Consider the following 25191-nt stretch of genomic DNA (forward strand, 5'->3'; position numbering starts at 1 on the left):
AAGCTACGCTTCGCGCATGCTGCACCTGCGCCTGATCTCCCCGGCCGACCGGACCGACGCCGTCGTCAGCCTGATCGAGAACACGGTCGGCGCCACCCACCTCGTGGTGCTGCCGGACGCGGCCCGCACCCCCGCGGGCGACGTGGTGATGTGCGACGTCGCGCGGGAGGCCGGCGACGAACTGATCGGCGGTCTGCGCGGCCTCCGCCTCGACACGACGGGCTCGATCGCCGTCGAGAACATCGACCTGTCGCTGTCGCGGCGGGCCGACAGGGCGGAGGAGGAGGCGCCGGGCGAGGGCGCGGACGCGGTCCTGTGGGAGCAGCTGACGGACGCGACGCACGAGGAGTCGACGCTCACCGTCACCTACGTGGCGTTTCTCGCCGTCGCGACGATGCTCGCGGCCTGCGGTGTGATGCTGGACAACGCGATCCTGATCGTCGGCGCGATGGCCGTCGGCCCCGAGTTCGGGCCGCTCGCCGGAATCTCCACGGCGCTGGTGCAGCGCGCTCCACGGCTGGTGCTGCGCTCGCTGTGGGCGCTGCTCGCGGGGTTCGCCGCCGCGATGGTGGTGACGGCCGGGTTCAGCTGGCTGATGGACCTCTTCGGCCTGTCCACGCGCTCGATGATCGAGGCGGGCCGGCCGAACACGGCGTTCATCTGGAAGCCGGACTGGATGTCGTTCGTCGTGGCGTTCCTCGCGGGGATCGCCGGCACGCTGTCCCTGACGTCGGCCAAGTCGGGCGCCCTGATCGGCGTCGCGATCTCCGTGACGACGGTCCCGGCGGCGGCGAACGCGGCGGTGGCCTTCGCCTACACGGAGTACGCCCAGATGTGGGGCTCCACCGGCCAGCTCCTGGCGAACCTCGGTGGCATCGTCCTCGCCGGCACGCTCACGCTGCTCGCCCAGAAATGGTTCTGGGCGAGGCAGCGCCGGCGTACCCCTACGGCTGAACCGGCCTAGCCCAGCGCGGACTTGACGACGTCGGCGAGGCGTCCCGCGACCGCACGGGCCTGCTCGATGTCGGCGGCCTCGACCATGACGCGGACCAGCGGCTCCGTGCCGGACGAGCGCAGCAGCACCCGGCCCGTCGCGCCCAGCTCGCGCTCGGCGTCGGCGACGGCGGCGGCCAGCTCGGCGGAGGTGGTGACACGGGTCTTGTCGACGTCGCGCACGTTGATCAGGACCTGCGGGAGGCGCTCCATCACGGAGGCCAGGTCCTGGAGGGTGCGGCCGGTCTCGGCGACGCGGGCCGCGAGCAGCAGACCGGTGAGCGTGCCGTCGCCCGTCGTCGCGTGGTCGAGGATGATCACGTGCCCGGACTGCTCGCCGCCCAGCGCGTAGCCGTGCTCCTTCATCGACTCCAGGACGTAACGGTCGCCGACGGCGGTCGCCACGAACTGGATGCCCTCGCGCTCCATGGCCAGCTTGAAGCCGAGGTTCGACATGACCGTCGCCACGACCGTGTCCTCGCGCAGCGCGCCGCGCTCACGCATCGACAGGGCCAGCACGGCGAGGATCTGGTCGCCGTCGATCTCGGCGCCCGTGTGGTCCACGGCGAGGCAGCGGTCGGCGTCACCGTCGTGGGCGATGCCGAGGGCCGCGCCGTGCTCCACCACGGCGGCCTTGAGGAGGTCGAGGTGGGTGGAGCCGCAGCCGTCGTTGATGTTCAGGCCGTCCGGCTCCGCGCCGATCGTGACGATCTGGGCACCGGCCCGCGTGAACGCCTCGGGCGAGACCCGGGCGGCGGCGCCGTGCGCCTCGTCCAGGACGATCTTCAGTCCGTCGAGCCGGTTGGGCAGCACGTCGATGAGGTGGGCGACGTACGCGTCGAGGCCCGCGTCGTAGTCGCTGACGCGGCCGACACCGGCACCGGTCGGGCGGTCCCACGGCGCACCGGTGCGGTGCTGCTCGTAGACCGTCTCGATACGGTCCTCCAGCTCGTCGGCGAGCTTGTGACCGCCGCGCGCGAAGAACTTGATGCCGTTGTCCGGCATCGCGTTGTGGCTGGCCGACAGCATCACGCCGAGGTCGGCGCCCAGCGCGCCGGTGAGATGCGCCACCGCGGGGGTGGGCAGCACGCCGACCCGCAGGACGTCGACGCCCGCGCTCGCCAGACCGGCGACGACCGCCGCCTCGAGGAACTCGCCCGACGCCCGCGGGTCACGACCGACCACGGCCACCGGACGGTGCCCCTCGAACGTTCCCGCCTCGCCGAGCACATGCGCCGCCGCCACGGAGAGTCCGAGCGCGAGCTCGGCCGTCAGATCCGCGTTGGCGACACCTCGTACGCCGTCCGTACCGAACAGTCGTCCCACTGGTGTCCTCCGAACTTTCAAAATTCTCGAAGAAGCGTCGGAAATCATCCGAGCATGCAAGTATCTGAGCGCCTTGTGCCGTTATACGCCCAGGGCCGGTATATACGAACGCCCCGGTGGCACACAGCGTGCCGCCGGGGCGAACGAAACGAACAAGCAGCAGCGATTTAGCGCTTGCTGTACTGCGGAGCCTTACGGGCCTTCTTGAGACCGGCCTTCTTGCGCTCGACCGCACGGTCGTCACGCTTCAGGTAACCGGCCTTCTTCAGGGCGCCGCGGTTGTTGTCCACGTCGGCCTCGTTCAGCGCACGGGCGACACCGAGACGGAGCGCACCGGCCTGACCGGAGACGCCGCCACCCGAGATGCGGGCGATGACGTCGTAGCGGTTGTCGAGCTCGAGCACCTTGAAGGGCTCGTTGACTTCCTGCTGGTGGACCTTGTTCGGGAAGTAGTCCTCGAGCGTGCGCCCGTTGACCTTCCACTTGCCGGTGCCGGGCACGATGCGAACGCGCGCGATGGCGTTCTTGCGGCGGCCCAGGCCGGCGGCCGGCTGCGGGTCGCCGAAGCGCGCGGCGTTCGACTCCGAGGTGTACTCACCCTCGACGGGGACCTCGGACTCGGTGGTGTACTGCTCGACGTCGACAATCTCGGTCTCTTCGACCGGCTGCTCAACGGTGGTCTCGGCCACGATTCTCCTCAGATTCTTTTCTGTCTTTGGGGGTGTGGCCGGAACTACTGCGCGACCTGGGTGATCTCGAACGGCACCGGCTGCTGCGCAGCGTGCGGGTGCTGGTCGCCCGAGTAGACCTTCAGCTTGGAGAGCACCTGACGGCCCAGGGTGTTCTTGGGGATCATGCCCTTGATGGCCTTCTCGACGGCCTTCTCGGGGTTCTTGTCCAGCAGCTCGTCGTAACGGACGGAGCGCAGACCGCCCGGGTAACCGGAGTGGCGGTAGGCCAGCTTCTGGGTCTTCTTGTTGCCGGACAGGTGCACCTTGTCCGCGTTGATGATGATGACGAAGTCACCAGCGTCGACGTGGGGGGCGTAGATCGGCTTGTGCTTGCCGCGCAGAATGTTCGCGGCAGTGGTCGCCAGACGACCCAGGACGACATCCTGAGCGTCGATGACGTACCACTGGCGAGTGATGTCGCCGGGCTTGGGGCTGTACGTACGCACTTAGCAGCCTTCTTCTTCAGTGGATGGGTGCTGAAAATGGCATCACTGAAGCGATCGTGCAGCTGGGGACGACAGTGCCGGGTTCAGCGCCCGTATGCCGCCCACTGGTAACTGCTCCAGGGAACCTGTGCATGACCCCTCACTCAGGAGCGAGCAAGCCAATACACACAACGACTAGGCAGGATACCCGCGCTTTCCCCTACGGGTCAAAACGCGGACCTGGACCCCGGCATCGCCGGGTCCGCCGCACCAGACGGCCCTGCCCTCGCCAGGGTAACCGCACCACGGCGGAGCCTGCACCGCACCAGTACTCCCCCGCCCTCTAAGATGCGCCCCATGAGTTTTGGGCAGGGGGGACCCCAGTGGGGGCCCGGGGGCAGCGGTGGTTCACAGGGACCGGACTGGGCGGCACTCGCCGAGGCGTCCGAGGCGCGCAACCGGCGCCGGCGCTGGCTGATGATCGGCGGCGGCGCGCTGGCCACCCTCGCGGTCGGCTCGGCCGTCGCGTTCGCCATCGTCACCGCGAACAGCAAGAACTCGGCCTCGAACAAGCCGGCCGACCAGCTGCCGACGACCGCGGACATCCCGAGCGACACGGCCGCGTCGGACCCCACGTTCGCCGAGACCACGCCGCCGCCCCCGCTCGACCCCAAGGACTTCATCTCCAGTGCCAAGAAGGACACGGCGCCGCTCGGCCCCGGCACCCTCTTCCCCGGCACCAAGCTGACCGTCGGTGACCGGGTCTACAAGAAGGGCGCCACAGCCGACACGAAGAGCTGCGCGTCGGCCACCCACGGCGCGCTCGGCGACGTCCTGACGGGCAACGGCTGCACCCGCCTGATCCGCGCCACCTACGCCAAGGACGGCGTCGCGGTCACCGTCGGCGTCGCCGTCTTCGACACGGAGGCCAAGGCCACCAAGGCCAAGAACCAGTACACCAAGGGCACCGTGACCTCCCTGTCCGGCTCCGGCGTCCCCGACTTCTGCCGTACGACGATCTGCCGCTCGACCACCAACTCGTACGGCCGCTACGCGTACTTCACGACCGCCGGGTTCACCGGCGGCGGGCGCGACGTGACCACCAAGGACCGCGGGGTCTTCACCACCGGCGACGACCTCGCCGAGTTCACGTTCCGTCAGATCACGCGGCGCGGCGAGGCGCAGGCATCGGCGGCGGCCGAGGCGCCCCAGTAGGGGCGGCTCAGCAGCACCCCGGGTCCGCGAACGGCGCCCCGGGCAGCGTCCGCCTGTTCCGGGCCTCCTTGCTGCGCGCGGCGAGCAACTCGTCGGCCGGATAACCCACTTCCTCGAGCGTCAGACCGTGCGGCCGCACCACGTGCACCGCCGAGTCCCGCACACCGGCGGCCAGCACCTTCCCCGGCCAGTCCGGCGGACGGTGCCCGTCACCGACGAACAGCATCGCGCCGACGAGCGAGCGCACCATGTTGTGGCAGAACGCGTCGGCCCGCACGGTCGCTTCGAGGATCCCGTCGGCCGACCGCTCCCACCGCAGCTCCAGCAGCGTACGGATCGTCGTGGCACCCTCACGCCGCTTGCAGTACGCGGCGAAGTCGTGCTCCCCGATCAGCCGGTCCGCCGCCGCGTTCATCGCGTCCATGTCCAACGCCCAGTCGTGCCACAGGACATGACTGCGCAACAGCGGGTCCACGCCACCGGGGTTGTCGGTCACCCGGTACACGTACCGGCGCCACACGGCGGCGAACCGCGCGTTGAACCCGCTCGGCGCCTCGGCCACCTTCCACACCCGCACATCGTGCGGCAGCCGCCCCGCGAGCCGGCGCAGCAGCTTGTCCTGGTGCTCGGCCCACACGTCCTCCGGCAGATCGACATGCGCGACCTGCCCCCGCGCGTGCACCCCGGCGTCGGTCCGCCCGGCCACGGTCAGCTCGTACGTCTGCGCGGACCGCGTCACGGTCCTCAGCGCGTCCTCGATCTCACCCTGCACGGTCCGCCGGCCGCTGGCCTGCTTCGCCCACCCGGAGAAGTCCTTGCCGTCGTACGACAGATCAAGCCGCACCCGCACGAACCCGGGCTCTACCTCGTCACTCACACACAAATCCTCTCAGGCAACGGCAGGGGCATACGAAAGCGGGCCCGCCCCGAAGGGCGGACCCGCTCACACATCAAGGCAGCTGCCTGAAGAAGCCTCAGGCCTCTTCGGTCGCCTCGACGGCGGCCGGAGCGGCAGCCTCGGCGTCCTTGGCGGCACGCTTGGTGGCGGCCTCGGCCTCACCGGTGGCCTGCTGCGCGACGGTCAGCGCCTCGACCAGCTCGATGACAGCCATGGGCGCGTTGTCGCCACGGCGGTTACCGATCTTGGTGATACGGGTGTAACCACCCGGGCGGTTCTCGTAGCGCGGGGCGATCTCGGTGAAGAGCGTGTGGACGACGCTCTTGTCCGTGATGACCGTGAGCACCTGACGGCGGTTGTGAAGGTCACCCTTCTTCGCCTTGGTGACCAGGCGCTCCGCGTACGGGCGCAGACGACGGGCCTTGGCCTCGGTCGTCGTGATCTTGCCGTGCTCGAAGAGCGACTTCGCGAGGTTCGCGAGAAGCAGCTTCTCGTGCGCAGCGCTGCCGCCCAGACGGGCACCCTTGGCGGGCTTCGGCATGATGTTTCTCCTAGGTGTCTGCCCCGGCCGTATGAGGTACCGAGGTCAGTGTCCGAGCAGGCAGGTTTGCCTGTCGGAGACCCCGCGCCCCCTAAGGGGCGCGGGGAACTGCGCGACCAGCCGAAGCCGGTCTGCAGCCAAACTCAAAACCGATCAGTACTGCTCGGTCTCGACAAAGCCGGCGTCCGCGTCATCGTCAGCGCCAAAGGCGTCGGCGGCGGCGGTCGGGTCGAACCCGGGAGGCGAGTCCTTGAGCGCAAGACCCATGCCGGCCAGCTTCGCCTTGACCTCGTCGATCGACTTCGCACCGAAGTTGCGGATGTCGAGCAGGTCCGCCTCGGAGCGGGCGACGAGCTCACCCACGGAGTGGATGCCCTCGCGCTTGAGGCAGTTGTACGACCGAACGGTGAGCTCGAGCTCCTCGATCGGCAGCGCCAGATCGGCGGCCAGGGCGGCGTCCGTCGGGGACGGACCCATGTCGATGCCCTCGGCGTCGATGTTCAGCTCGCGGGCGAGACCGAACAGCTCGACCAGGGTCTTACCGGCCGACGCCATGGCGTCACGCGGACGCATGGCCTGCTTCGTCTCGACGTCGACGATCAGCTTGTCGAAGTCGGTCCGCTGCTCGACACGCGTGGCCTCGACCTTGTACGTGACCTTCAGGACCGGCGAGTAGATCGAGTCGACCGGGATGCGCCCGATCTCCTGACCGACCTGCTTGTTCTGAACGGCGGAGACGTAGCCGCGACCGCGCTCGACGGTCAGCTCCATCTCCAGCTTGCCCTTGCCGTTGAGCGTGGCGAGGACGAGGTCGGGGTTGTGCACCTCGACACCGGCCGGGGGCGCGATGTCGGCGGCGGTGACCAGACCCGGGCCCTGCTTGCGCAGGTACATCACGACCGGCTCGTCGTGCTCCGAGGAGACGACCAGCTGCTTGATGTTGAGGATGAGGTCGGTGACGTCTTCCTTGACGCCCGGCACGGTGGTGAACTCGTGCAGGACACCGTCGATACGGATGGACGTGACCGCCGCACCCGGGATCGAGGAGAGAAGGGTCCGGCGAAGGGAGTTGCCGAGGGTGTAACCGAAGCCCGGCTCCAGCGGCTCGATCACGAACCGGGAGCGGAACTCGTCGACGACCTCTTCGGTCAACGAGGGACGCTGAGCAATCAGCATGTTGCGATCCTTCAGTCAGGGGCACCCACTATTTGATGCCCTGATTCTTGGTACAAGGGTACGGGCGATACGGCCCGTAAGAGCCGTACCGCCCGAAATCCTCAGCTCAAGCGCAGTGCGTCAGACGCGGCGGCGCTTGGGGGGACGGCAGCCGTTGTGCGGCGTGGGGGTGACGTCCTGGATCGAACCGACCTCGAGGCCCGTGGCCTGGAGGGAGCGGATCGCGGTCTCGCGGCCGGAGCCCGGACCCTTGACGAAGACGTCAACCTTGCGCATGCCGTGCTCCTGGGCGCGACGCGCGGCCGACTCGGCGGCCATCTGCGCGGCGAACGGAGTGGACTTGCGCGAGCCCTTGAAGCCGACGTGGCCGGCGGAGGCCCACGAGATCACGTTGCCGGTCGGGTCCGTGATGGACACGATCGTGTTGTTGAACGTGCTCTTGATGTGAGCGTGCCCGTGAGCGACGTTCTTCTTTTCCTTGCGGCGCACCTTCTTGGCAGCGCCCTGACGACCCTTGGGGGGCATCTATTACTCCTACGGGAGGTGGTCGGTCCTGCAGCGACAGCTGTCGATAGACCGCTGAGCGAGGACTACTTCTTGCCCGGCTTCTTCTTACCGGCGATGGCGCGACGCGGGCCCTTGCGGGTACGAGCGTTCGTGCTGGTGCGCTGACCGCGGACGGGCAGGCCACGACGGTGGCGAAGACCCTGGTAGCAGCCGATCTCGACCTTGCGGCGGATGTCGGCCTGGATCTCGCGACGGAGGTCACCCTCGGTCTTGATGTTCGCGTCCACGTACTCGCGGATCTTGATCAGGTCCTCTTCGGACAGATCGCGAACACGGGTGTTGCGGTCCACACCGGTGGCGTCCAGCGTCTGCTGGGACAGCGTGCGGCCAATGCCGAACACGTACGTGAGGGCGACCTCAACGCGCTTTTCGCGCGGGAGGTCAACGCCTTCAAGGCGTGCCATTCAAGGCTCCTGTTGATACTCGGAGGTCTGCAGCAGGACCATTCCCAGGTGCCGTATGAGGTACATCCTGGGTCCCCGGCCTCCGACCGGGGGTGTCGCCCTCCATTACCGATGGATCTGAAGAGGGACGGGTCCTGCAAGTGTGCTTACTTGCGTCGCGCGAAAATCTGCGAACTGCAGTCGTGCGTCAGCCCTGGCGCTGCTTGTGGCGCGGGTTGTCGCAGATAACCATGACCCGGCCGTGACGGCGGATCACCCTGCACTTGTCGCAGATCTTCTTGACGCTCGGCTTGACCTTCATTGGGTGAGGTTCTCCGGGTCAGTGCCATCACCCCGTAGAAGCGGGGTGCGGGCAAGATCTACTTGTACCGGTAGACGATCCGGCCACGCGTCAGGTCGTACGGAGACAGCTCCACCACGACCCGGTCGTCAGGGAGGATACGGATGTAGTGCATACGCATCTTGCCGCTGATGTGAGCCAGGACCTGGTGGCCGTTCTGGAGCTCCACCTTGAACATGGCGTTCGGGAGAGACTCGACGACAGTGCCTTCGATCTCGATGGCACCTTGCTTCTTGGCCACGCTTTGCCCTTCGAATCGACTACCTTGATCGACTCAGCACGTACATGCAGGCATGCGTGTGCACGAGAGCCGACGAGTCAGTCTACGTCAGGGCACCCCGAAAGACGAATCGAAGAAGTCTGCCCCACACCCGAGATCCTTACGCCAACGGATCGAGCGGCTGCGCCGGCCTCCGACCGGCGGGCGGGGGCCGGCCGTCGCGTCACGCCAGCGGATCCGGCGCCGCCGTCACGCCCAGCTCGGCCAGCTTCGCCTTGCCGCCGTCCGGCGATGTGAGTACCAGCGGGCCCTCTTCGGTCAGGGCGATCGAGTGCTCCCAGTGCGAGGACCAGGTGCCGTCGGTCGTGATGACCGTCCAGTCGTCCTCGAGCACCTCGGTCCGCGGCGTGCCCAGCGAGACCATCGGCTCGATCGCGAGGCAGAAACCGGGGACGAGCTTCGGGCCTTTGCCGCGGCGGCGCTCGACGTAGTTCAGCAGGTGCGGGTCCATGTGCATCTCGGTGCCGATGCCATGACCGCCGTAGTCCTCGACGATGCCGTACTTGCCGCCGCCGGGCTTGGGCTGGCGGCGGATGTAGGCCTCGATCGCGCGGGAGATGTCGACAAGCCGGTTGCCGTTCTTCATCGCGGCGATGCCGGCCCACATCGACTCCTCGGTCACCCGGGACAGCTCGACGAGCTCCGGAGCGTGACCGGTACCGACGAACGCGGTGTACGCGGCGTCGCCGTGCCAGCCGTCGATGATCGCGCCGCAGTCGATGGAGATGATGTCACCGTCCTTGAGGACGGTCTTGTCGTCCGGGATGCCGTGGACGACGACCTCGTTGACCGAGGTGCAGATGGTCGCCGGGAATCCCCCGTACCCGAGGAAGTTCGACTTCGCCCCGTGCTCGTCGAGCACCTTGCGCGCGACCTGGTCCAGGTCCCGGGTGGTGGCACCGGGAACTGCGGCTTCACGCGTCGCGGCGTGGATCGCGGCCACGACCAGGCCCGCCTCACGCATCTTGGCGATCTGCTCGGGCGTCTTGATCTGCACCATGGGGGCCTGCGCTCTCCGTCTTCCGTCTACGGGTTTACCTGGACAACACTACGGCCGCGGCGCCCTGGGGGTCCCCCCGGACGAAGTCTGGGGGCGGGCACCGCGGCCGTAGCTGCGTAACGACTACTTGTCGCGCTTGAGGGCGTCCATGGCCCGCGCGGTCACCTCGTCGACCTTGCCGAGCGCCGAGATCGTCACGACCAGGCCCTGGGCCCGGTAGTAGTCGATGATCGGCTCGGTCTGCGTGTGGTAGACCTCGAGGCGGTTACGGACAGTGTCCTCGCTGTCGTCGTCCCGCTGGTACAGCTCGCCGCCGCAGACGTCACAGACGCCCTCGACCTTCGGCTGCGAGTACGTCACGTGGAAGACGTGCGACGAGTCCTTGCGGCAGATGCGGCGGCCCGCGATGCGCTTGACCACCTCGTCCTCGGGGACCTCCAGGTCCAGAACCGCGTCGAGCTGCACATCGTCGGCCTTGAGCGACGCGTCGAGGGCCTCGGCCTGCGACACATTGCGCGGGAAGCCGTCGAGCAGGAAGCCGTTCACGGCGTCCGGCTGTGCCATGCGGTCCTTGGCCATCCCGATGGTGACCTCGTCCGGCACCAGGTTGCCGGCGTCCATGAACGCCTTCGCCTGCTTGCCGAGTTCCGTGCCCTGGCTGATGTTGGCACGGAAGAGGTCGCCCGTGGAGATGTGCGGGATCGACAGGTTCTTGGCAAGGAACGCGGCCTGCGTTCCCTTGCCCGCACCGGGCGGCCCGACGAGGACGATACGCATCAGCGGAGGAACCCTTCGTAATTGCGCTGCTGAAGCTGGCTCTCGATCTGCTTCACCGTTTCCAGCCCGACACCCACGATGATCAGGATGCTGGTACCACCGAACGGGAAGTTCTGGCTTGCCCCGAAGCCAACCAACGCCATCGTCGGTACGAGAGCGATCAGACCCAGATACAGCGAACCCGGCCAGGTGATCCGGTTGAGCACGTAACTGAGGTACTCAGCGGTGGGCCGGCCGGCCCGGATGCCCGGGATGAAGCCACCATACTTCTTCATGTTGTCCGCAACTTCCTCGGGGTTGAACGAGATCGCCACGTAGAAGAAGGCGAAGAACACGATCAAGAGGAAGTACGAAACGATGTAATAGGGGTGATTTCCCTTGGTCAGGTGGTCGTTGATCCAGGTTTTCCACCCGGAATTACCTCCCGCGAACTGCGCGACGAGGGCCGGGATGTAGAGCAGCGACGAAGCGAAGATGACAGGGATCACACCCGCCTGATTGACCTTCAGCGGGATGTAAGTGGACGTACCGCCGTAAGACCGGCGACCGATCATGCGCTTCGCATACTGGACAGGAATGCGGCGCTGCGCCTGCTCCACGAACACCACCAGGCCGACCATGACGAGGCCCACCAGGATCACGGTGCCGAACTCGATCCAGCCGCCGGCCAGGTCGCCCGTCTTCTTGATGGTCCACAGGGCGCTCGGGAAGGTGGCGGCGATCGAGATGAACATCAGGATCGACATGCCGTTGCCGATGCCGCGGTCGGTGATGAGCTCACCGAGCCACATGACGATGGCCGTACCGGCGGTCATGGTGATGACCATCGTGATGGTCACGAAGATCGACTGGTCCGGAACGATCTGGTTCGCGACGGGGCAGCCCTGGAAGAGGGCGCCGCTGCGGGCGGTCGCGACGAGGCCGGTGCCCTGGAGGATGGCGAGCGCCACGGTCAGGTAGCGCGTGTACTGCGTGATCTTCGCCGTACCCGCCGAGCCCTCCTTCTTCAGGGCCTCGAGCCGCGGGATCACGACAGTCAGCAGCTGCAGAATGATGCTCGCGGTGATGTACGGCATGATGCCGAGCGCGAAGATCGTGATCTGCAGGAGCGCGCCGCCACTGAACATGTTGACGAGACCGAACAGCCCCTGGGTGCTGCTGGCCGCGTCCATGCAGGTCTGGACGTTCTTATAACTCACACCCGGAATCGGTACGTGCGTACCGACTCGGTAGATCACGATGATGCCGAGCGTGAAGAGCAGCTTCTTGCGCAGGTCGGGCGTCTTGAACGCCCGGGCGAACGCGGTGAGCACGGTGCCTCCTGCGACCCCCGCGCACGTGCGTCAGAGGTGACGGTCTTGAGGTTCGATGAATGAGGGACTACGTAGTACGTAACAGTCGAGCGCCGGGTGAAGTTCCGTCAGAACTCGTCGCCTTCAGAACACATCTCCCGGCCCGGGGCGCGAGCCCCAGACGGATACAGCACAGTGCAGGCCACCATACCGGCGACCGTGCCCCCCTTGGAACGACCAACCGGGGATGCCCCATATGTGGGGCATCCCCGGTCGGGAAACGCTCATGTCATCGAGACGTCTGAAAAAGTCAGACGAGCTCGGTGACGGTACCGCCGGCGGCGGTGATCTTCTCCTTGGCGGAGCCGGAGACGGCGTCGACCGTCACCTGCAGTGCCACGGAGATCTCGCCCTGGCCGAGGACCTTGACGAGGCTGTTGCGGCGGACCGCACCCTTGGCGACGAGACCCTCGACGGTGACTTCGCCACCTTCGGGGTACAGAGCCGACAGCTTGTCGAGGTTCACGACCTGGAACTCGGTCTTGAACGGGTTCTTGAAGCCCTTGAGCTTCGGGAGACGCATGTGGAGGGGCATCTGGCCACCCTCGAAGCGCTCCGGAACCTGGTAGCGGGCCTTGGTGCCCTTGGTACCACGACCGGCCGTCTTACCCTTCGAGGCCTCACCGCGACCCACACGGGTCTTCGCGGTCTTGGCGCCGGGGGCGGGACGGAGGTTGTGGATCTTGAGCGGGTTGTTCTCCGCCATGATCAGTCGACCTCCTCGACCGTCACGAGGTGCCGCACGGTGTTAGCCATGCCGCGGAACTCGGGACGATCCTCCTTGACGACCACGTCGTTCAGGCGCTTGAGCCCGAGCGAACGCAGGGTGTCGCGGTGGTTCTGCTTGCTGCCGATGTACGACTTCGTCTGCGTGATCTTGAGGCGGGCCATTACGCACCCGCTCCCGCACGCGCACGAAGCAGAGCCGCGGGGGCGACGTCCTCGAGGGGCAGACCACGGCGAGCCGCGATCTCCTCGGGACGCTGCAGGCCCTTGAGGGCCGCCACGGTCGCGTGCACGATGTTGATCGCGTTGTCGGAGCCGAGCGACTTCGACAGGATGTCGTGAACGCCGGCGCACTCCAGGACGGCGCGCACCGGGCCACCGGCGATAACACCGGTACCGGGGGAAGCAGGCTTCAGCAGGACGACGCCCGCAGCCTTCTCGCCCTGGATCGGGTGCGGGATGGTGCCCTGGATACGGGGGACCTTGAAGAAGTGCTTCTTGGCCTCCTCAACACCCTTGGCGATGGCGGCCGGCACCTCCTTGGCCTTGCCGTAACCGACACCGACGGTGCCGTCACCATCGCCCACCACGACCAGCGCGGTGAAGCTGAAGCGACGACCACCCTTCACAACCTTGGCGACGCGGTTGATCGCGACAACGCGCTCAACGTACGCGGTCTTCTCGGCGGCAGCAGCGCCACCGTCGCGACCCTTCCGGTCCCGCCGCTCGCCGCCACCGGCACCGCTTCCGCGGCGCTGGGGTCCAGCCATTGGAATTACCTCTCTTCGTTTTCCGCTAGCTACGGAACCGGATCAGAACTTCAGACCGGCTTCGCGGGCGGCGTCCGCCAGGGCGGCGATGCGCCCGGCGTACTGGTTACCACCACGGTCGAACACGACAGCCTCGACGCCCGCGGCCTTGGCGCGCTCGGCGACCAGGGCACCGACCTTGACGGCCTGCGCGGACTTGTCGGCCTCGACACCACGGATCGAGGTGTCCAGGGTCGACGCCGACGCGAGGGTGTGACCCTTAACGTCGTCGATGACCTGGGCGACGATGTGGCGGTTCGAACGCGTCACGACCAGGCGCGGACGCTCAGCCGTACCCGAGATGTGCTTACGGATACGAATGTGACGGCGCTTGATGGCAGCACGCTTGTAAGCGTCGCCCTTAGCAATCTTGACACCGTATGCCATGGCTTACTTACCCGCCTTTCCGACCTTGCGGCGGATGACTTCGCCTTCGTACTTGACGCCCTTGGCCTTGTACGGGTCGGGCTTGCGCAGCTTGCGGATGTTGGCCGCAACCTCGCCGACCTTCTGCTTGTCGATGCCCTCGACCGAGAACTTGGTCGCCGATTCGACCTTGAACGAGATGCCCTCGGGCGCCTCGATCAGGATCGGGTGGCTGTAGCCGAGCGAGAACTCCAGGTTGGAGCCCTTCGCCAGGACGCGGTAACCGACACCGCTGATCTCGAGCTTCTTCACGTAACCCTGGGTCACGCCGGTGATCATGTTCGCCACCAGCGTGCGGGACAGACCGTGGAAGGCCCTGTTCTGACGCTCGTCGTTCGGGCGGGTGACGTTCAGAACGCCGTCCTCGCCCTTAGCGATCTCGATCGGCGCCACGATGGTGTGGGAAAGGGAGCCCTTGGGGCCCTTCACCACGACCGTACGGCCGTCGATGGTGACGTCCACGCCGGCGGGAACCGTGATGGGGAGCTTGCCAATACGCGACATTAGCTATTCCTCCGTTCCCGACTACCAGACGTAGGCGAGGACTTCCCCACCCACGCCCTTCTTCTGCGCCTGCTGGCCGGTGAGCAGACCGTGGGACGTGGAGATGATCGCCACGCCCAGGCCGCCGAGCACCTTCGGCAGGTTGGTGGACTTTGCGTACACACGCAGACCCGGCTTCGAGATCCGCTTGATGCCCGCGATGGAGCGCTCACGGTTCGGACCGAACTTGAGCTCGAGAACGAGGTTCTTGCCGACCTCGGCGTCCTCGGTCTTCCAGCCGGTGATGAAGCCCTCCTGCTGGAGGATCTCCGCGATGTGCGACTTGATCTTGCTGTGCGGCATCGCCACGGAGTCGTGGTACGCCGAGTTCGCGTTACGCAGACGAGTCAGCATGTCCGCGATCGGATCAGTCATGGTCATGAATTGGCCTTCGGCCTCTCTCGCCGGGGTTTCCTGTATGCGCCATCCCTCTCCCCACACAGAGGCGGGACGGGTGCGGCGCGGGGACCTACGGCGTAGTAAGTCGGTATGGGCGGCGGGCGCCCAACCCCACAAGCCTACGGCATGTGAAGGAGGGTTCCCGCCGACCAAATACTTACCGAGAGCGTCCGGGGAATCCCAACTAGGGGATTACCAGGAGCTCTTGGTCACGCCCGGCAGCTCGCCACGGTGAGCCATCTCACGAAGGCACACGCGGCACAGGCCGAACTTGCGGTACACGGAGTGCGGGCGGCCGCAGCGCTGGCAGCGGGTGTAGCCACGCACACCGAACTTGGGCTTACGAGCAGCCTTGGCAATAAGAGCCTTCTTCGCCATCTCGCTTACGCCTCCTTGAAGGGGAAGCCGAGGTGACGGAGAAGCGCGCGGCCCTCATCGTCGTTGGTCGCCGTGGTGACCACGGTGATGTCCATACCCCGGACGCGGTCGATCTTGTCCTGGTCGATCTCGTGGAACATGACCTGCTCGGTGAGACCGAAGGTGTAGTTGCCACGGCCGTCGAACTGCTTGGGGGACAGACCACGGAAGTCGCGGATGCGCGGAAGCGCGAGCGACAGGGTGCGGTCCAGGAACTCCCACATGCGGTCGCCACGGAGCGTGACGTGGGCACCGATCGGCTGGCCCTCACGCAGCTTGAACTGCGCGATGGACTTGCGGGCCTTGGTGATGGCCGGCTTCTGACCGGTGATCGTGGTCAGGTCACGGACGGCACCGTCCATGAGCTTCGAGTCACGGGCGGCGTCGCCGACACCCATGTTGACCACGATCTTCACGAGGCCGGGGATCTGCATGACGTTCTCGTACGAGAACTCCTCACGCAGCTTGCCCGCGATCTCCTCGCGGTACTTCGTCTTGAGACGCGGGGTCGTGGTGGTAGCCATCAGATGTCCTCACCCGTCCGCTTGGCAACGCGGATCTTGTTGCCCTCGTCGTCGAAGCGGTAACCGACACGCGTGACGACCTTGTTGCCGTCCTTCTCCACGACCAGCTGGACGTTGGAGACGTGGACAGGGGCCTCGGTCGTGACGATGCCACCGGCCTGCGAACCGCTGGCGGTGGGGCCGGCCTTGGTGTGCTTCTTGACCCGGTTGACACCCTCGACCAGGACGCGGTCCTCGCGGGGGAAGGCCGCGATGACCTTGCCCTGCTTGCCCTTGTCCTTACCGGTGATGACCTGTACCAGGTCGCCCTTCTTGATCTTCATGCTTACAGCACCTCCGGCGCGAGCGAGATGATCTTCATGAACTTCTTCTCGCGCAGCTCACGGCCCACCGGGCCGAAGATACGGGTGCCACGAGGGTCGCCGTCGTTCTTGAGAATGACAGCGGCGTTCTCGTCAAAGCGGATGTACGAGCCGTCCGGACGGCGGCGCTCCTTGACGGTGCGAACGATGACAGCCTTGACGACGTCACCCTTCTTCACGTTGCCACCGGGGATCGCGTCCTTGACGGTGGCGACGATGACGTCACCGATGCCCGCGTAGCGGCGACCCGAGCCACCGAGAACACGGATGGTGAGAATTTCCTTCGCACCCGTGTTGTCGGCGACGCGAAGTCGCGACTCCTGCTGGATCACGTCTATCTCCTGTTTGTCTGCCGGTTCCCGGCAGGGGCCTTATCCCTTACGGGAGTCGAGCCCCTGCCGAGCCTGGCGGAACTGAACCTGAAGGAAACCCTTCAGGTAATTACTTGGCCTTCTCGAGGATCTCGACGATGCGCCAGCGCTTGGTCGCCGACAGCGGACGCGTCTCCATGATGAGGACGCGGTCGCCGACGCCGGCAGCGTTCTGCTCGTCGTGCGCCTTGAGCTTGTTCGTACGGCGGATGACCTTGCCGTACAGCGCGTGCTTGACGCGGTCCTCGACAGCGACGACGACGGTCTTGTCCATCTTGTCGCTGACGACCAGACCCTCACGGGTCTTGCGGAAGCCGCGGGCGGCAGTCTCTTCAGTCACGTTGCTCTCGCTCATCAGGCGTTCTCCACCGTCTCGATGCCCAGCTCGCGCTCACGCATGAGGGTGTAGATCCGCGCGATGTCCTTGCGGACGGCCTTCAGCCGACCGTGGTTCTCGAGCTGACCGGTCGCCGCCTGGAAACGGAGGTTGAACAGCTCTTCCTTGGCCTCGCGGAGCTTGTTGAGGAGCTCCTCGTTGCCCAGTTCGCGCAGCTCGGACGCCTTGGTACCGGCCGACATCACGACTCACCTGCCTCGCGCCGAACAATCCGGCACTTCATCGGAAGCTTGTGAGCAGCGCGGGTAAGCGCCTCACGCGCAATCTTCTCGTTCGGGTAGGACAGCTCGAACATGACCCGTCCCGGGTGCACGTTCGCGATCCACCACTCGGGGGAACCCTTACCGGAACCCATGCGGGTCTCGGCGGGCTTCTTCGTGAGGGGACGGTCCGGGTAGATGTTGATCCAGACCTTGCCGCCACGCTTGATGTGGCGGGTCATCGCGATACGAGCCGCCTCGATCTGGCGGTTGGTCACGTACGCCGGCGTGAGGGCCTGAATGCCGTACTCGCCGAACGCAACCGTCGTACCACCCTTGGCCTGACCGCGGCGCTTGGGGTGGTGCTGCTTGCGGTGCTTGACCCTACGGGGGATCAGCATTTCGGTCAGGCCTCCGTTCCGGTGCTCTCAGCCGGAGCGGCAGCGGCGGGCGCGTCAGCCTTGGGGGCCTCGGCGGCCGGAGCCGACTGCTGCTGCGGCTTGCGGCCGCGGCCGCCACGCTCGCCACCACGGCCACCACGGCCGGCGGGACGGTCGCCAGCGCCGCCACCACGGGCCGGGCGGTTACCCGCACGGGCCGCAGCGTTCTCGGCGCGGACCTCGGCGATGTTCTTGACGTCGCCCTTGTAGATCCAGACCTTGACGCCAATACGACCGAAGGTCGTCTTGGCCTCGAAGAAGCCGTAGTCCACGTTCGCGCGGAGCGTGTGCAGCGGCACACGGCCCTCGCGGTAGAACTCCGAGCGGGACATCTCGGCGCCGCCGAGACGGCCACCACACTGGATCTTGATGCCCTTGGCGCCGGCCTTCATCGCCGTCTGCATGCTCTTACGCATGGCGCGACGGAAGGAGACGCGGGAGGACAGCTGCTCGGCAACAGCCTGAGCGACCAGCTGAGCGTCGGTCTCGGGGTTCTTGACCTCGAGGATGTTCAGCTGGACCTGCTTGCCCGTGAGCTTCTCGAGGTCACCGCGGATGCGGTCGGCCTCGGCGCCACGGCGGCCGATGACGATGCCCGGACGAGCGGTGTGGATGTCCACACGCACGCGGTCACGGGTGCGCTCGATCTCAACCTTCGAGATGCCGGCGCGCTCCATGCCGGAGGTCATCATGCGACGGATGGACACGTCTTCCTTGACGTAGTCCTTGTACAGCTTGTCGGCGTACCAACGGGACTTGAAGTCCGTGGTGATACCGAGCCGGAACCCGTGCGGGTTTACCTTCTGGCCCATTACCGGGTTCCTTCCTTGCTGCTGACGACCACGGTGATGTGGCTGGTCCGCTTACGGATCCGGTAGGCACGGCCCTGAGCACGCGGACGGAACCGCTTCAGGGTCGGGCCCTCATCCACGTACGCCTCGCTGATGACCAGCGAAGAGGCGTCGGTGTGGTCGTAGTTGTGTGCAGCGTTGGCGATGGCGCTGTCCAGCACCTTGCCAACCGGCACGCTCGCGGCCTGCGGGGCGAAACGCAGGACCGCCTGAGCCTCCGTGGCATCCATGCCACGGATGAGGTCCACCACGCGGCGGGCCTTCATGGGCGTGACGCGGATGTACCGCGCCTGGGCCCTGGCTTCCATGGTTGTCCCTTCAGTGTTCGTCATAGTCGATTCCACCCCGCGTTAGCGGCGCTTCGACTTCCGGTCGTCCTTGACGTGACCCCGGAAGGTGCGCGTCGGCGAGAACTCGCCGAGCTTGTGGCCGACCATCGACTCGGTGACGAACACCGGGATGTGGGTCTTGCCGTTGTGCACCGCGATGGTGTGACCCAGCATGGCCGGGATGATCATCGAGCGACGGGACCAGGTCTTGATGACGTTCTTGGTACCGGCTTCGTTCTGAGCGTCCACCTTCTTTACGAGGTGGCCGTCAACGAAGGGTCCCTTCTTGAGACTGCGCGGCATCTAAACCCGCTCCTAGCGCTTCTTGTTCGTCTTGCGGCGGCGGACGATGTACTTGTTCGAAGCCTTCTTCGGCGAACGAGTACGACCCTCCTTCTGACCCCACGGGGAGACCGGGTGGCGACCACCGGAGGTCTTGCCCTCACCACCACCGTGCGGGTGGTCAACCGGGTTCATCGCCACACCGCGGACGGTCGGACGAACGCCGAGCCAGCGCTTGCGGCCGGCCTTGCCCCAGTTGATGTTCGACTGCTCGGCGTTGCCGACCTCGCCGATCGTGGCGCGGCAGCGGGCGTCGACGAGACGGATCTCGCCGGACGGCATACGAAGGTGGGCCATCGTGCCCTCCTTCGCCAGCAGCTGCACGGAGGCACCCGCGGAGCGGGCGAACTTCGCGCCACCACCGGGACGGATCTCGATCGCGTGGATCGTGGTACCGACCGGGATGTTGCGGAGCGCCAGGTTGTTGCCCGGCTTGATGTCGGCCCCAGGACCGTTCTCGACGCGGTCACCCTGCGACAGGCCACGCGGAGCGACGATGTAACGCTTCTCGCCGTCGGCGTAGTGCAGCAGCGCGATGCGCGCGGTGCGGTTGGGGTCGTACTCGATGTGCGCGACCTTCGCCGGCACGCCGTCCTTGTCGTGACGACGGAAGTCGATCACTCGGTAGGCGCGCTTGTGTCCGCCACCCTGGTGGCGAACGGTCACACGACCGGCGTTGTTACGGCCGCCCTTGCTGTGCAGCGGGCGGACCAGCGACTTCTCCGGCGTGGACCGCGTGACCTCGACGAAGTCGGCGACGCTGGAGCCACGACGGCCCGGCGTAGTCGGCTTGTACTTGCGGATTCCCATTTCTCAGTCCTCGTCCGATATTCGGACCAAGGCGCTCCGTTAGGAGGCCTGGCCGAAGATGTCGATACGGTCGCCCTCAGCGAGGGTCACGATCGCGCGCTTGCTGTCCGCACGCTTGCCGAAGCCCGTCTTGGTGCGCTTGCGCTTGCCCTGACGGTTGATCGTGTTGACTCCGGTGACCTTGACCGAGAAGACCGCCTGGACGGCCTGCTTGATCTGGGTCTTGTTCGCACGCGGGTCCACGACGAAGGTGTACTTGCCCTCGTCGAGAAGCGCGTAGCTCTTCTCGGAGACGACCGGCTTGAGGAGGACGTCACGGGGATCCGTGAAGCTCTTGCTCAGCGGCGTCTCGACGGTGTTCTTGCCCTCGGCCTCGTGGCGCTTCGCCTTGGCGATGCGCGCGGCCTTGGCGGCCTTGGCCGCCTTGGGGGCAATGCTCGGGTGACGCGTAGCCATCAGGCTTCGCTCCCTTCGGTGTCATTGGCCTGCGGGCCGGACACGAAGGACTCGAAGGCGGCCTGGGTGAAGACCACGTCGTCCGAGACGAGAACGTCGTACGTGTTCAGCTGGCCCGGCTCCAGGATGTGGACCTGGGGCAGGTTGCGAGCGGAGAGCAGCGAGGCCTCGTCGGCACGGTCGATCACCAGGAGCAGGTTCTTGCGCTCTGAGATCTTGCCGAGCAGCGACTTGGCGGCCTTGGTGGAGACTCCGCCGTCGACCACGCCGGTGACGACGTGGATGCGAGCGTTGCGGGCCCGGTCGGTGAGGGCGTGGCGCAGGGCCGCGGCCTTCATCTTCTTCGGGGTCCGCTGCGAGTAGTCACGCGGCTGCGGGCCGTGGACGACGCCACCGCCGGCGAACTGCGGCGCACGGGTCGAACCCTGGCGCGCGCGGCCGGTGCCCTTCTGGCGGTAAGGCTTGCGCCCACCACCGCGGACCTCGCCACGACGCTTGGTCTTGTGCGTGCCCTGACGGGCAGCGGCCAGCTGAGCGACGACGACCTGGTGGAGAAGCGGGATGCTGATCTTCTCTACGTCGAAGATCTCCGCGGGGAGCTCGACCGTCCCGGCCTTGTCGCCAGCAGGCGAAAGGATGTCAATGGTGCTCATCGGTTCCTCAAACCCCCTTGGCCGCGGTGCGGACCAGGACGAGGCCACCGTTCGGACCGGGAACTGCGCCCTTGATGAGGAGCAGACCCTTCTCCGCGTCAACGGCGTGAACGGTCAGGTTCTGGGTGGTGACCCGCTCGTTGCCCATGCGACCCGCCATGCGCATGCCCTTGAAGACACGGCCGGGGGTGGCACAGCCACCGATGGAACCGGGCTTGCGGTGCACACGGTGGGCACCGTGGGACGCCTTGCCACCCTTGAAGTTGTGGCGCTTCATGACACCGGCGAAGCCCTTGCCCTTGCTCTTCGCGGTGACGTCAACCTTGACGCCCGCCTCGAAGACCTCGGCAGTGATCTCCTGGCCCAGCGTGTACTCGCTGGCGCCGGAGGTACGGAGCTCCACCAGGTGGCGGCGCGGGGTTACGTCGGCCTTGGCGAAGTGACCCTTGAGGGGCTTGTTCACCTTGCGCGGGTCGATCTCGCCGAAGGCGATCTGGACCGACTCGTAGCCGTCAGTGTCGTTCGTACGGACCTGGGTCACGACGTTCGGACCGGCCTTGACCACGGTGACCGGGACGACACGGTTGTTGTCGTCCCAGACCTGGGTCATGCCGAGCTTCTCGCCCAGGATGCCCTTGATCTGCTTAGCCATCTCTTCCGCGCCTCTCAGAGCTTGATCTCGATGTCAACGCCGGCCGGAAGGTCCAGGCGCATCAGCGAGTCAACGGTCTTGGGCGTCGGGTCGAGGATGTCGATGAGGCGCTTGTGCGTGCGCATCTCGAAGTGCTCGCGAGAGTCCTTGTACTTGTGCGGCGACTTGATGACGCAGTACACGTTCTTCTCAGTGGGCAGCGGCACCGGGCCTGCGACCGACGCACCAGTGCGGGTCACCGTCTCGACGATCTTCTTCGCCGAGGAGTCGATGACCTCGTGGTCGTAGGCCTTGAGCCGGATGCGGATCTTCTGTCCCGCCATGGCTACTAGTAGTCCTGTCTCTCGAAACGCTCTGGAACCTGATGGGTTCTATTCCGTCCTCCTCCGACCCACGCGGTCGGGCGTGTCGCAGTCTCACTGCAGAAATTTCCTTACGGATTTCCCTGCGAGGGACTGCGGCCCAAGGACCGCGAAGCCGGGGGAAGAAACCCACCGGGCGCCTGGCTGAACCACCTCGCTGCACTTCCCGAAAGATTCCCGTACGTCCGCCCTAGCGCTGCCTGCGGATCTTTCGATCTTCTGACAGATGGGGCGACGAGTACTGTGGGACTCGCTTCCGGTCCTCCCGGCGGGAGGCGCGCAGCATCGGCACTCAACCGAGCAACCCCGACAGTCTGCCATAGCACTGCGGCGCCTGGCCAATCGAGCCGTAGAGAGTACCCGGGGAGTGACGAAGGTCAAACCGGGGCTCGCGGAGGCGTGTGGCGCAGGTCATTGAGCCTTACGCCGGCTTGCCCACCCGTCTCACCCGAGCCGCCACAGGGCGTACGCCGCGAGCAGCATCACGAGCCCGGCGAACGCCATGAGCACGCCGAGGAACCGCAGGTACCCCACGCTCCCGAACATGGTCGGGGACCCGTCGAGCCGCCCCATCGCCGCCCACGCGTCCGCGTTCCTCCGCCGAATCCGCTCGGACCGCCGGGTCGCGATGCCGCGCACGTCGAACGCCCAGTTCACTCCGGCCCAGACCGCGACGAGCCCCGCGAGGAGGAAGACGGAGAGGAGGACGGGGGACGGGTCGTGCGCCCCTGCGGCGAGCACGGATCGTCGCCGAGCTGGCCGCCAACGCCGCCGCCCACGGCCGCGTCCCCGGCCGCGACTTCCGCCTCGCGCTCCACGGGTCCCCCGACACCCTCCGCATCGAGGTCACGGACACCCGCCCCGAAAGGCTCCCAGCGCCCCAACACCCGTCCGCCGAAGCCGAGTCAGGGCGCGGACTGGTGCTCGTAGACGCCCTCGCACACCGCTGGGGAGTAGCCGACGACCGCTTCCCCCGCAAGACCGTCTGGGCCGAACTGAGCCTCACGCCACCGGAACCCGCCCCCTCGTGCCCCGGTGCCACCGGCGCCTTTCCCCAAGAAACATGAGAGGGAGAAAGAACCCGCACCAAGCCCCACCCCACCCGCCCTGAGCCTGCGCTCACTCACGCGGGTGAACATCACCGGTTCCGCTAGCTTTCTCTACCCCCAACTCCCCTACTGTCAGCGGCAGTAAGCCAGGGAAGAACAGCAAAACAACCCCAGACATGCGACGGCCCCCGGCCGGGAGTAGCAATCCCGATCGAGGGCCTGACCACCGAGGAAGTAGGAGCTTCCCGATGGATACCCAGAACCTTAGCGCGCCCTCGCGCGCCCAGTCCCGCGTTGCCGGGAAACCGCGCCCGAAGCGCGCCCTCGCGCCCCACGGCATCACCCACGCCAACATCCGCCACACCACCCGCTTCACGGTGATCGGCAACCACCTGGCCCAGCACCCCGAGCTCTCCCTCGTCGCGATCGGGCTTGCCGCCCACATCCAGTCGCTGCCGACCGGCGCCCGCGTGGACATCAAGACGCTCACCGCGCGCTTCCCCGAAGGGGCGACCCGCATCGCCGGCGCCCTGCGCGAGCTGGAGGCCCACGGCTACCTCCGTCGCGAGCGCCACCGCGTGCCCGACGGACGCATCGTCACGCGTACGGTCTCCTGCAATCAGCCAACCGCCGCCCGGCGACACTCCCCCGCTCCGGTTCCTCCCTCGACCCACCCGCCCGAGATCCCAGCCACAGCACACTCACCCCGCCCGAAGGCGCCCCGCCCCCTCCCTGCCGTACCGCACCCCTCCTGTCCGGCCCCCGCCCTCCTCCAACAGGCCACCGACCTCCTCGCCGGCCTGCACCGCCAGGCGCCCTGCCTGCTCCTCTCGGCCCACGACACGGCCCACCTCACCCCCGGCGTCGCCGCCTGGCTCGAACGCGACGTCACCCCCACCGCCGTACGCCAGGCCTTGACCGGCGACCTCCCGTCCGAAGGCGTACGCCGCCCGGCCGCGCTCCTCGCCCACCGCCTGACAGCACTGCTGCCACCACCACCCCCGTTCCGCGCCCCGGCCGAGTCCCCGGCGCCCGTCCGGCACCCCCTCCGGAACTGCGACACGTGCGACCGCGCCTACCGGGGCCCCGGCCCAGGCAAGTGCCGCGACTGCCACGCCACCGGCGATACGCCTGCACCGAATCGGCGACACACCCACTGACCAGGGAGAACACCCGACATGTTCGCGTCGCCCCACCCCGTGCGTCCCGGCCGACTAACGTGGCACGTGCACTCCCGGGAGGACTCCATGAGCACGCAGGCCGACCACGGACAAGAGCTGATTCCCCGCCCCGAGCAGACCCCGGACGCCCTGCGCGCCGCCCTCGCCGTCGTCGCCCCCGCACGTCTGCCGGAGATGCAGCGGACCAAGGACGAGGCTTTCGCCAAGGCAGTCGAGTGGCAGTCCCTCAGCCCGGTGCAGAGCTGGGTCCTTGTTTGGGCCCGGGACATCGAGATCGCCCGCCGCCCCGACTTGTCCGCCCGGCACGCACGCGCCACGCGGGATCTGGAGCGCGAGGACGCCGCGCTCGCTCATGAAGCGCTGCGCGAACTGAGCGCAGTCCTGGACGAAGCCATGAAGGCGGTACGGGCTTGAGCTGGCGCTGGGAGTACGTCTTCGCGGCAGCGGCGGCCGCCCCCAGCGCACCACCCGCCTTCCTCGCTGAAGTGGAGCGCAAGGCCGAGGAGTTGGTCAGAACGGCAGAGGCGCTGCACTTACACGGCCGCAGCCATGAGGGAGCCGACCCACCAGGCGACGACGTCATCGTCCGCGGCGGGATGTTCCGGTACCAGATCGTCGTCCGCAGCGAGCGGGTCTACATCGTCCAGCTCACGTGCATGGGGCGCTGAAGGGCTCCGGCTCCGGGCCGATCCACACCAAGGGAAAGAACTCGGGACTGCCGCCGTGACACGGTCGTCGGCCTCGCCTGGCAGGACGGGCGGCTCACCCCGAAACCGCCGGCCCGCCAAGACTCCCGCTTCGGGTGAACAGAACATGTCCGTGCATGGAACCCAGCCCCACTGACAAGCCTCTTCTCGATTGAAAGAC

General features: G+C 67.0%; 40 protein-coding genes and 1 pseudogene. 6 read left to right on the forward strand and 35 right to left on the reverse strand.

The genetic code is table 11. The features are described from left to right. Nucleotides 1-16 precede the first annotated feature (16 nt). The gene (locus EOT10_RS32990; protein ID WP_127832066.1) at nucleotides 17-964 is read left to right on the forward strand and encodes a DUF389 domain-containing protein; all 948 of its coding nucleotides are present in this window, start codon (nucleotides 17-19) and stop codon (nucleotides 962-964) included. On the opposite strand, the gene glmM is transcribed toward EOT10_RS32990, so the two are convergent. The 3 genes from glmM to rplM form a co-directional block, all read right to left on the reverse strand. After that, complete coding sequence (gene glmM / locus EOT10_RS32995) at nucleotides 961-2319, reverse strand: phosphoglucosamine mutase (RefSeq protein WP_127832067.1); 1359 nt, start codon at nucleotides 2317-2319, stop codon at nucleotides 961-963. The two genes, EOT10_RS32990 and glmM, sit on opposite strands and share 4 nt — an antisense overlap. 167 nt (nucleotides 2320-2486) lie before the next feature. Next, nucleotides 2487-3008: a 30S ribosomal protein S9 gene (gene rpsI, locus EOT10_RS33000; protein WP_100594864.1), complete on the reverse strand. Its 522-nt coding sequence runs from the start codon at nucleotides 3006-3008 to the stop codon at nucleotides 2487-2489. Between the two features lie 44 nt (nucleotides 3009-3052). Further along, nucleotides 3053-3496, reverse strand: coding sequence for a 50S ribosomal protein L13 (gene rplM / locus EOT10_RS33005; protein ID WP_127832068.1), 444 nt, complete (start codon nucleotides 3494-3496; stop codon nucleotides 3053-3055). A 336-nt stretch (nucleotides 3497-3832) separates the two neighbouring features. Between rplM and EOT10_RS33015 the strand changes: the two genes are divergently transcribed. Next, nucleotides 3833-4690, forward strand: coding sequence for a hypothetical protein (locus tag EOT10_RS33015; RefSeq protein WP_189492369.1), 858 nt, complete (start codon nucleotides 3833-3835; stop codon nucleotides 4688-4690). A 7-nt stretch (nucleotides 4691-4697) separates the two neighbouring features. Here the strand turns inward: EOT10_RS33015 and truA are convergent, their stop codons facing one another. From truA to EOT10_RS33180, 32 genes are all read right to left on the reverse strand, one after another. Next, entirely contained in the window at nucleotides 4698-5567 is an 870-nt protein-coding gene (truA, locus tag EOT10_RS33020; protein ID WP_127832071.1) for a tRNA pseudouridine(38-40) synthase TruA, read from the reverse strand. Nucleotides 5568-5664: 97 nt separating this feature from the next. After that, nucleotides 5665-6129, reverse strand: a complete 465-nt coding sequence (gene rplQ, locus EOT10_RS33025) for a 50S ribosomal protein L17 (protein WP_127832072.1) — start codon at nucleotides 6127-6129, stop codon at nucleotides 5665-5667. Nucleotides 6130-6282: 153 nt separating this feature from the next. Continuing rightward, nucleotides 6283-7305, reverse strand: a complete 1023-nt coding sequence (locus tag EOT10_RS33030) for a DNA-directed RNA polymerase subunit alpha (RefSeq protein ID WP_003966937.1) — start codon at nucleotides 7303-7305, stop codon at nucleotides 6283-6285. Nucleotides 7306-7425: 120 nt separating this feature from the next. Continuing rightward, nucleotides 7426-7830, reverse strand: a complete 405-nt coding sequence (gene rpsK, locus EOT10_RS33035; protein ID WP_003948617.1) for a 30S ribosomal protein S11 — start codon at nucleotides 7828-7830, stop codon at nucleotides 7426-7428. A gap of 65 nt (nucleotides 7831-7895) precedes the next feature. Beyond that, nucleotides 7896-8276, reverse strand: a complete 381-nt coding sequence (gene rpsM, locus EOT10_RS33040) for a 30S ribosomal protein S13 (RefSeq protein ID WP_127832073.1) — start codon at nucleotides 8274-8276, stop codon at nucleotides 7896-7898. Between the two features lie 187 nt (nucleotides 8277-8463). Further along, nucleotides 8464-8577, reverse strand: coding sequence for a 50S ribosomal protein L36 (gene rpmJ / locus EOT10_RS33045; RefSeq protein ID WP_003974245.1), 114 nt, complete (start codon nucleotides 8575-8577; stop codon nucleotides 8464-8466). A gap of 58 nt (nucleotides 8578-8635) precedes the next feature. Continuing rightward, on the reverse strand, nucleotides 8636-8857 hold the full coding sequence (gene infA / locus EOT10_RS33050) for a translation initiation factor IF-1 (protein ID WP_003948620.1): 222 nt from the start codon (nucleotides 8855-8857) through the stop codon (nucleotides 8636-8638). 202 nt (nucleotides 8858-9059) lie between these two features. Continuing rightward, the gene (gene map, locus EOT10_RS33055; RefSeq protein ID WP_127832074.1) at nucleotides 9060-9896 is read right to left on the reverse strand and encodes a type I methionyl aminopeptidase; all 837 of its coding nucleotides are present in this window, start codon (nucleotides 9894-9896) and stop codon (nucleotides 9060-9062) included. Nucleotides 9897-10019: 123 nt separating this feature from the next. Further along, complete coding sequence (locus EOT10_RS33060; RefSeq protein ID WP_127832075.1) at nucleotides 10020-10673, reverse strand: adenylate kinase; 654 nt, start codon at nucleotides 10671-10673, stop codon at nucleotides 10020-10022. Next, complete coding sequence (gene secY / locus EOT10_RS33065; protein ID WP_127832076.1) at nucleotides 10673-11986, reverse strand: preprotein translocase subunit SecY; 1314 nt, start codon at nucleotides 11984-11986, stop codon at nucleotides 10673-10675. Before secY ends, EOT10_RS33060 begins: the two co-directional genes overlap by 1 nt. A gap of 289 nt (nucleotides 11987-12275) precedes the next feature. After that, nucleotides 12276-12731 carry a 50S ribosomal protein L15 gene (gene rplO / locus EOT10_RS33070; protein WP_127832077.1) on the reverse strand — a complete coding sequence of 152 codons (456 nt, stop codon included), beginning with the start codon at nucleotides 12729-12731 and terminating at the stop codon, nucleotides 12276-12278. 2 nt (nucleotides 12732-12733) lie between these two features. Then, the gene (gene rpmD / locus EOT10_RS33075; RefSeq protein WP_041985698.1) at nucleotides 12734-12916 is read right to left on the reverse strand and encodes a 50S ribosomal protein L30; all 183 of its coding nucleotides are present in this window, start codon (nucleotides 12914-12916) and stop codon (nucleotides 12734-12736) included. Then, nucleotides 12916-13521, reverse strand: coding sequence for a 30S ribosomal protein S5 (gene rpsE / locus EOT10_RS33080; protein ID WP_005313527.1), 606 nt, complete (start codon nucleotides 13519-13521; stop codon nucleotides 12916-12918). The genes rpmD and rpsE overlap by 1 nt, the downstream gene beginning before the upstream one ends. Nucleotides 13522-13563: 42 nt before the next feature. Further along, the gene (rplR, locus tag EOT10_RS33085; protein WP_127832078.1) at nucleotides 13564-13947 is read right to left on the reverse strand and encodes a 50S ribosomal protein L18; all 384 of its coding nucleotides are present in this window, start codon (nucleotides 13945-13947) and stop codon (nucleotides 13564-13566) included. A 3-nt stretch (nucleotides 13948-13950) separates the two neighbouring features. Continuing rightward, nucleotides 13951-14490, reverse strand: coding sequence for a 50S ribosomal protein L6 (gene rplF, locus EOT10_RS33090; RefSeq protein ID WP_127832079.1), 540 nt, complete (start codon nucleotides 14488-14490; stop codon nucleotides 13951-13953). Between the two features lie 21 nt (nucleotides 14491-14511). After that, nucleotides 14512-14910: a 30S ribosomal protein S8 gene (gene rpsH, locus EOT10_RS33095; protein WP_127832080.1), complete on the reverse strand. Its 399-nt coding sequence runs from the start codon at nucleotides 14908-14910 to the stop codon at nucleotides 14512-14514. A gap of 210 nt (nucleotides 14911-15120) precedes the next feature. Then, nucleotides 15121-15306: a type Z 30S ribosomal protein S14 gene (locus EOT10_RS33105; protein WP_003948630.1), complete on the reverse strand. Its 186-nt coding sequence runs from the start codon at nucleotides 15304-15306 to the stop codon at nucleotides 15121-15123. 5 nt (nucleotides 15307-15311) lie between these two features. Continuing rightward, on the reverse strand, nucleotides 15312-15869 hold the full coding sequence (gene rplE, locus EOT10_RS33110) for a 50S ribosomal protein L5 (protein ID WP_127832082.1): 558 nt from the start codon (nucleotides 15867-15869) through the stop codon (nucleotides 15312-15314). Then, entirely contained in the window at nucleotides 15869-16192 is a 324-nt protein-coding gene (rplX, locus tag EOT10_RS33115; RefSeq protein ID WP_127832083.1) for a 50S ribosomal protein L24, read from the reverse strand. The genes rplE and rplX overlap by 1 nt, the downstream gene beginning before the upstream one ends. Nucleotides 16193-16194: 2 nt before the next feature. After that, nucleotides 16195-16563 (reverse strand): 50S ribosomal protein L14, encoded by a 369-nt coding sequence (rplN, locus tag EOT10_RS33120; RefSeq protein WP_003974257.1) that lies wholly within the window; start codon nucleotides 16561-16563, stop codon nucleotides 16195-16197. 109 nt (nucleotides 16564-16672) lie between these two features. Continuing rightward, a complete protein-coding gene (rpsQ, locus tag EOT10_RS33125; protein WP_100594880.1) occupies nucleotides 16673-16957 on the reverse strand; it encodes a 30S ribosomal protein S17 in 285 nt (94 codons plus the stop codon). Beyond that, nucleotides 16957-17181 carry a 50S ribosomal protein L29 gene (gene rpmC / locus EOT10_RS33130; RefSeq protein ID WP_059079052.1) on the reverse strand — a complete coding sequence of 75 codons (225 nt, stop codon included), beginning with the start codon at nucleotides 17179-17181 and terminating at the stop codon, nucleotides 16957-16959. The genes rpsQ and rpmC overlap by 1 nt, the downstream gene beginning before the upstream one ends. Next, complete coding sequence (gene rplP, locus EOT10_RS33135; RefSeq protein ID WP_127832084.1) at nucleotides 17181-17600, reverse strand: 50S ribosomal protein L16; 420 nt, start codon at nucleotides 17598-17600, stop codon at nucleotides 17181-17183. Before rplP ends, rpmC begins: the two co-directional genes overlap by 1 nt. Nucleotides 17601-17605: 5 nt before the next feature. Then, nucleotides 17606-18451 (reverse strand): 30S ribosomal protein S3, encoded by an 846-nt coding sequence (gene rpsC / locus EOT10_RS33140; protein WP_127832085.1) that lies wholly within the window; start codon nucleotides 18449-18451, stop codon nucleotides 17606-17608. Then, complete coding sequence (rplV, locus tag EOT10_RS33145; RefSeq protein WP_004571827.1) at nucleotides 18451-18798, reverse strand: 50S ribosomal protein L22; 348 nt, start codon at nucleotides 18796-18798, stop codon at nucleotides 18451-18453. The genes rpsC and rplV overlap by 1 nt, the downstream gene beginning before the upstream one ends. A 42-nt stretch (nucleotides 18799-18840) precedes the next feature. Next, nucleotides 18841-19122: a 30S ribosomal protein S19 gene (gene rpsS / locus EOT10_RS33150; RefSeq protein ID WP_015035577.1), complete on the reverse strand. Its 282-nt coding sequence runs from the start codon at nucleotides 19120-19122 to the stop codon at nucleotides 18841-18843. 12 nt (nucleotides 19123-19134) lie between these two features. Beyond that, entirely contained in the window at nucleotides 19135-19971 is an 837-nt protein-coding gene (rplB, locus tag EOT10_RS33155) for a 50S ribosomal protein L2 (RefSeq protein WP_127832086.1), read from the reverse strand. 39 nt (nucleotides 19972-20010) lie between these two features. After that, entirely contained in the window at nucleotides 20011-20427 is a 417-nt protein-coding gene (rplW, locus tag EOT10_RS33160; RefSeq protein WP_127832087.1) for a 50S ribosomal protein L23, read from the reverse strand. Continuing rightward, nucleotides 20427-21080, reverse strand: coding sequence for a 50S ribosomal protein L4 (gene rplD, locus EOT10_RS33165; protein WP_127832088.1), 654 nt, complete (start codon nucleotides 21078-21080; stop codon nucleotides 20427-20429). Before rplD ends, rplW begins: the two co-directional genes overlap by 1 nt. Nucleotides 21081-21087: 7 nt before the next feature. Continuing rightward, nucleotides 21088-21732, reverse strand: coding sequence for a 50S ribosomal protein L3 (rplC, locus tag EOT10_RS33170; protein WP_127832089.1), 645 nt, complete (start codon nucleotides 21730-21732; stop codon nucleotides 21088-21090). A 14-nt stretch (nucleotides 21733-21746) separates the two neighbouring features. Beyond that, on the reverse strand, nucleotides 21747-22055 hold the full coding sequence (gene rpsJ, locus EOT10_RS33175; RefSeq protein ID WP_003948644.1) for a 30S ribosomal protein S10: 309 nt from the start codon (nucleotides 22053-22055) through the stop codon (nucleotides 21747-21749). Nucleotides 22056-22538: 483 nt separating this feature from the next. Then, the gene (locus EOT10_RS33180) at nucleotides 22539-22835 is read right to left on the reverse strand and encodes a hypothetical protein (RefSeq protein ID WP_127832090.1); all 297 of its coding nucleotides are present in this window, start codon (nucleotides 22833-22835) and stop codon (nucleotides 22539-22541) included. A gap of 2 nt (nucleotides 22836-22837) precedes the next feature. Between EOT10_RS33180 and EOT10_RS33185 the strand changes: the two are divergent. From EOT10_RS33185 to EOT10_RS33200, 4 genes and pseudogenes are all read left to right on the forward strand, one after another. Next, a pseudogene (locus tag EOT10_RS33185) lies at nucleotides 22838-23161 on the forward strand (ATP-binding protein); the annotation flags it as partial. Between the two features lie 230 nt (nucleotides 23162-23391). Further along, a complete protein-coding gene (locus tag EOT10_RS33190) occupies nucleotides 23392-24303 on the forward strand; it encodes a helix-turn-helix domain-containing protein (protein WP_127832091.1) in 912 nt (303 codons plus the stop codon). Between the two features lie 87 nt (nucleotides 24304-24390). Beyond that, complete coding sequence (locus EOT10_RS33195; RefSeq protein WP_189492373.1) at nucleotides 24391-24738, forward strand: hypothetical protein; 348 nt, start codon at nucleotides 24391-24393, stop codon at nucleotides 24736-24738. Beyond that, on the forward strand, nucleotides 24735-24992 hold the full coding sequence (locus EOT10_RS33200) for a hypothetical protein (RefSeq protein WP_127832093.1): 258 nt from the start codon (nucleotides 24735-24737) through the stop codon (nucleotides 24990-24992). Before EOT10_RS33195 ends, EOT10_RS33200 begins: the two co-directional genes overlap by 4 nt. Nucleotides 24993-25191: the final 199 nt, after the last annotated feature.

The sequence above is a fragment of the Streptomyces antnestii genome (assembly GCF_004005495.1).
GTDB classification, from domain to species: Bacteria; Actinomycetota; Actinomycetes; order Streptomycetales; family Streptomycetaceae; genus Streptomyces; species Streptomyces antnestii.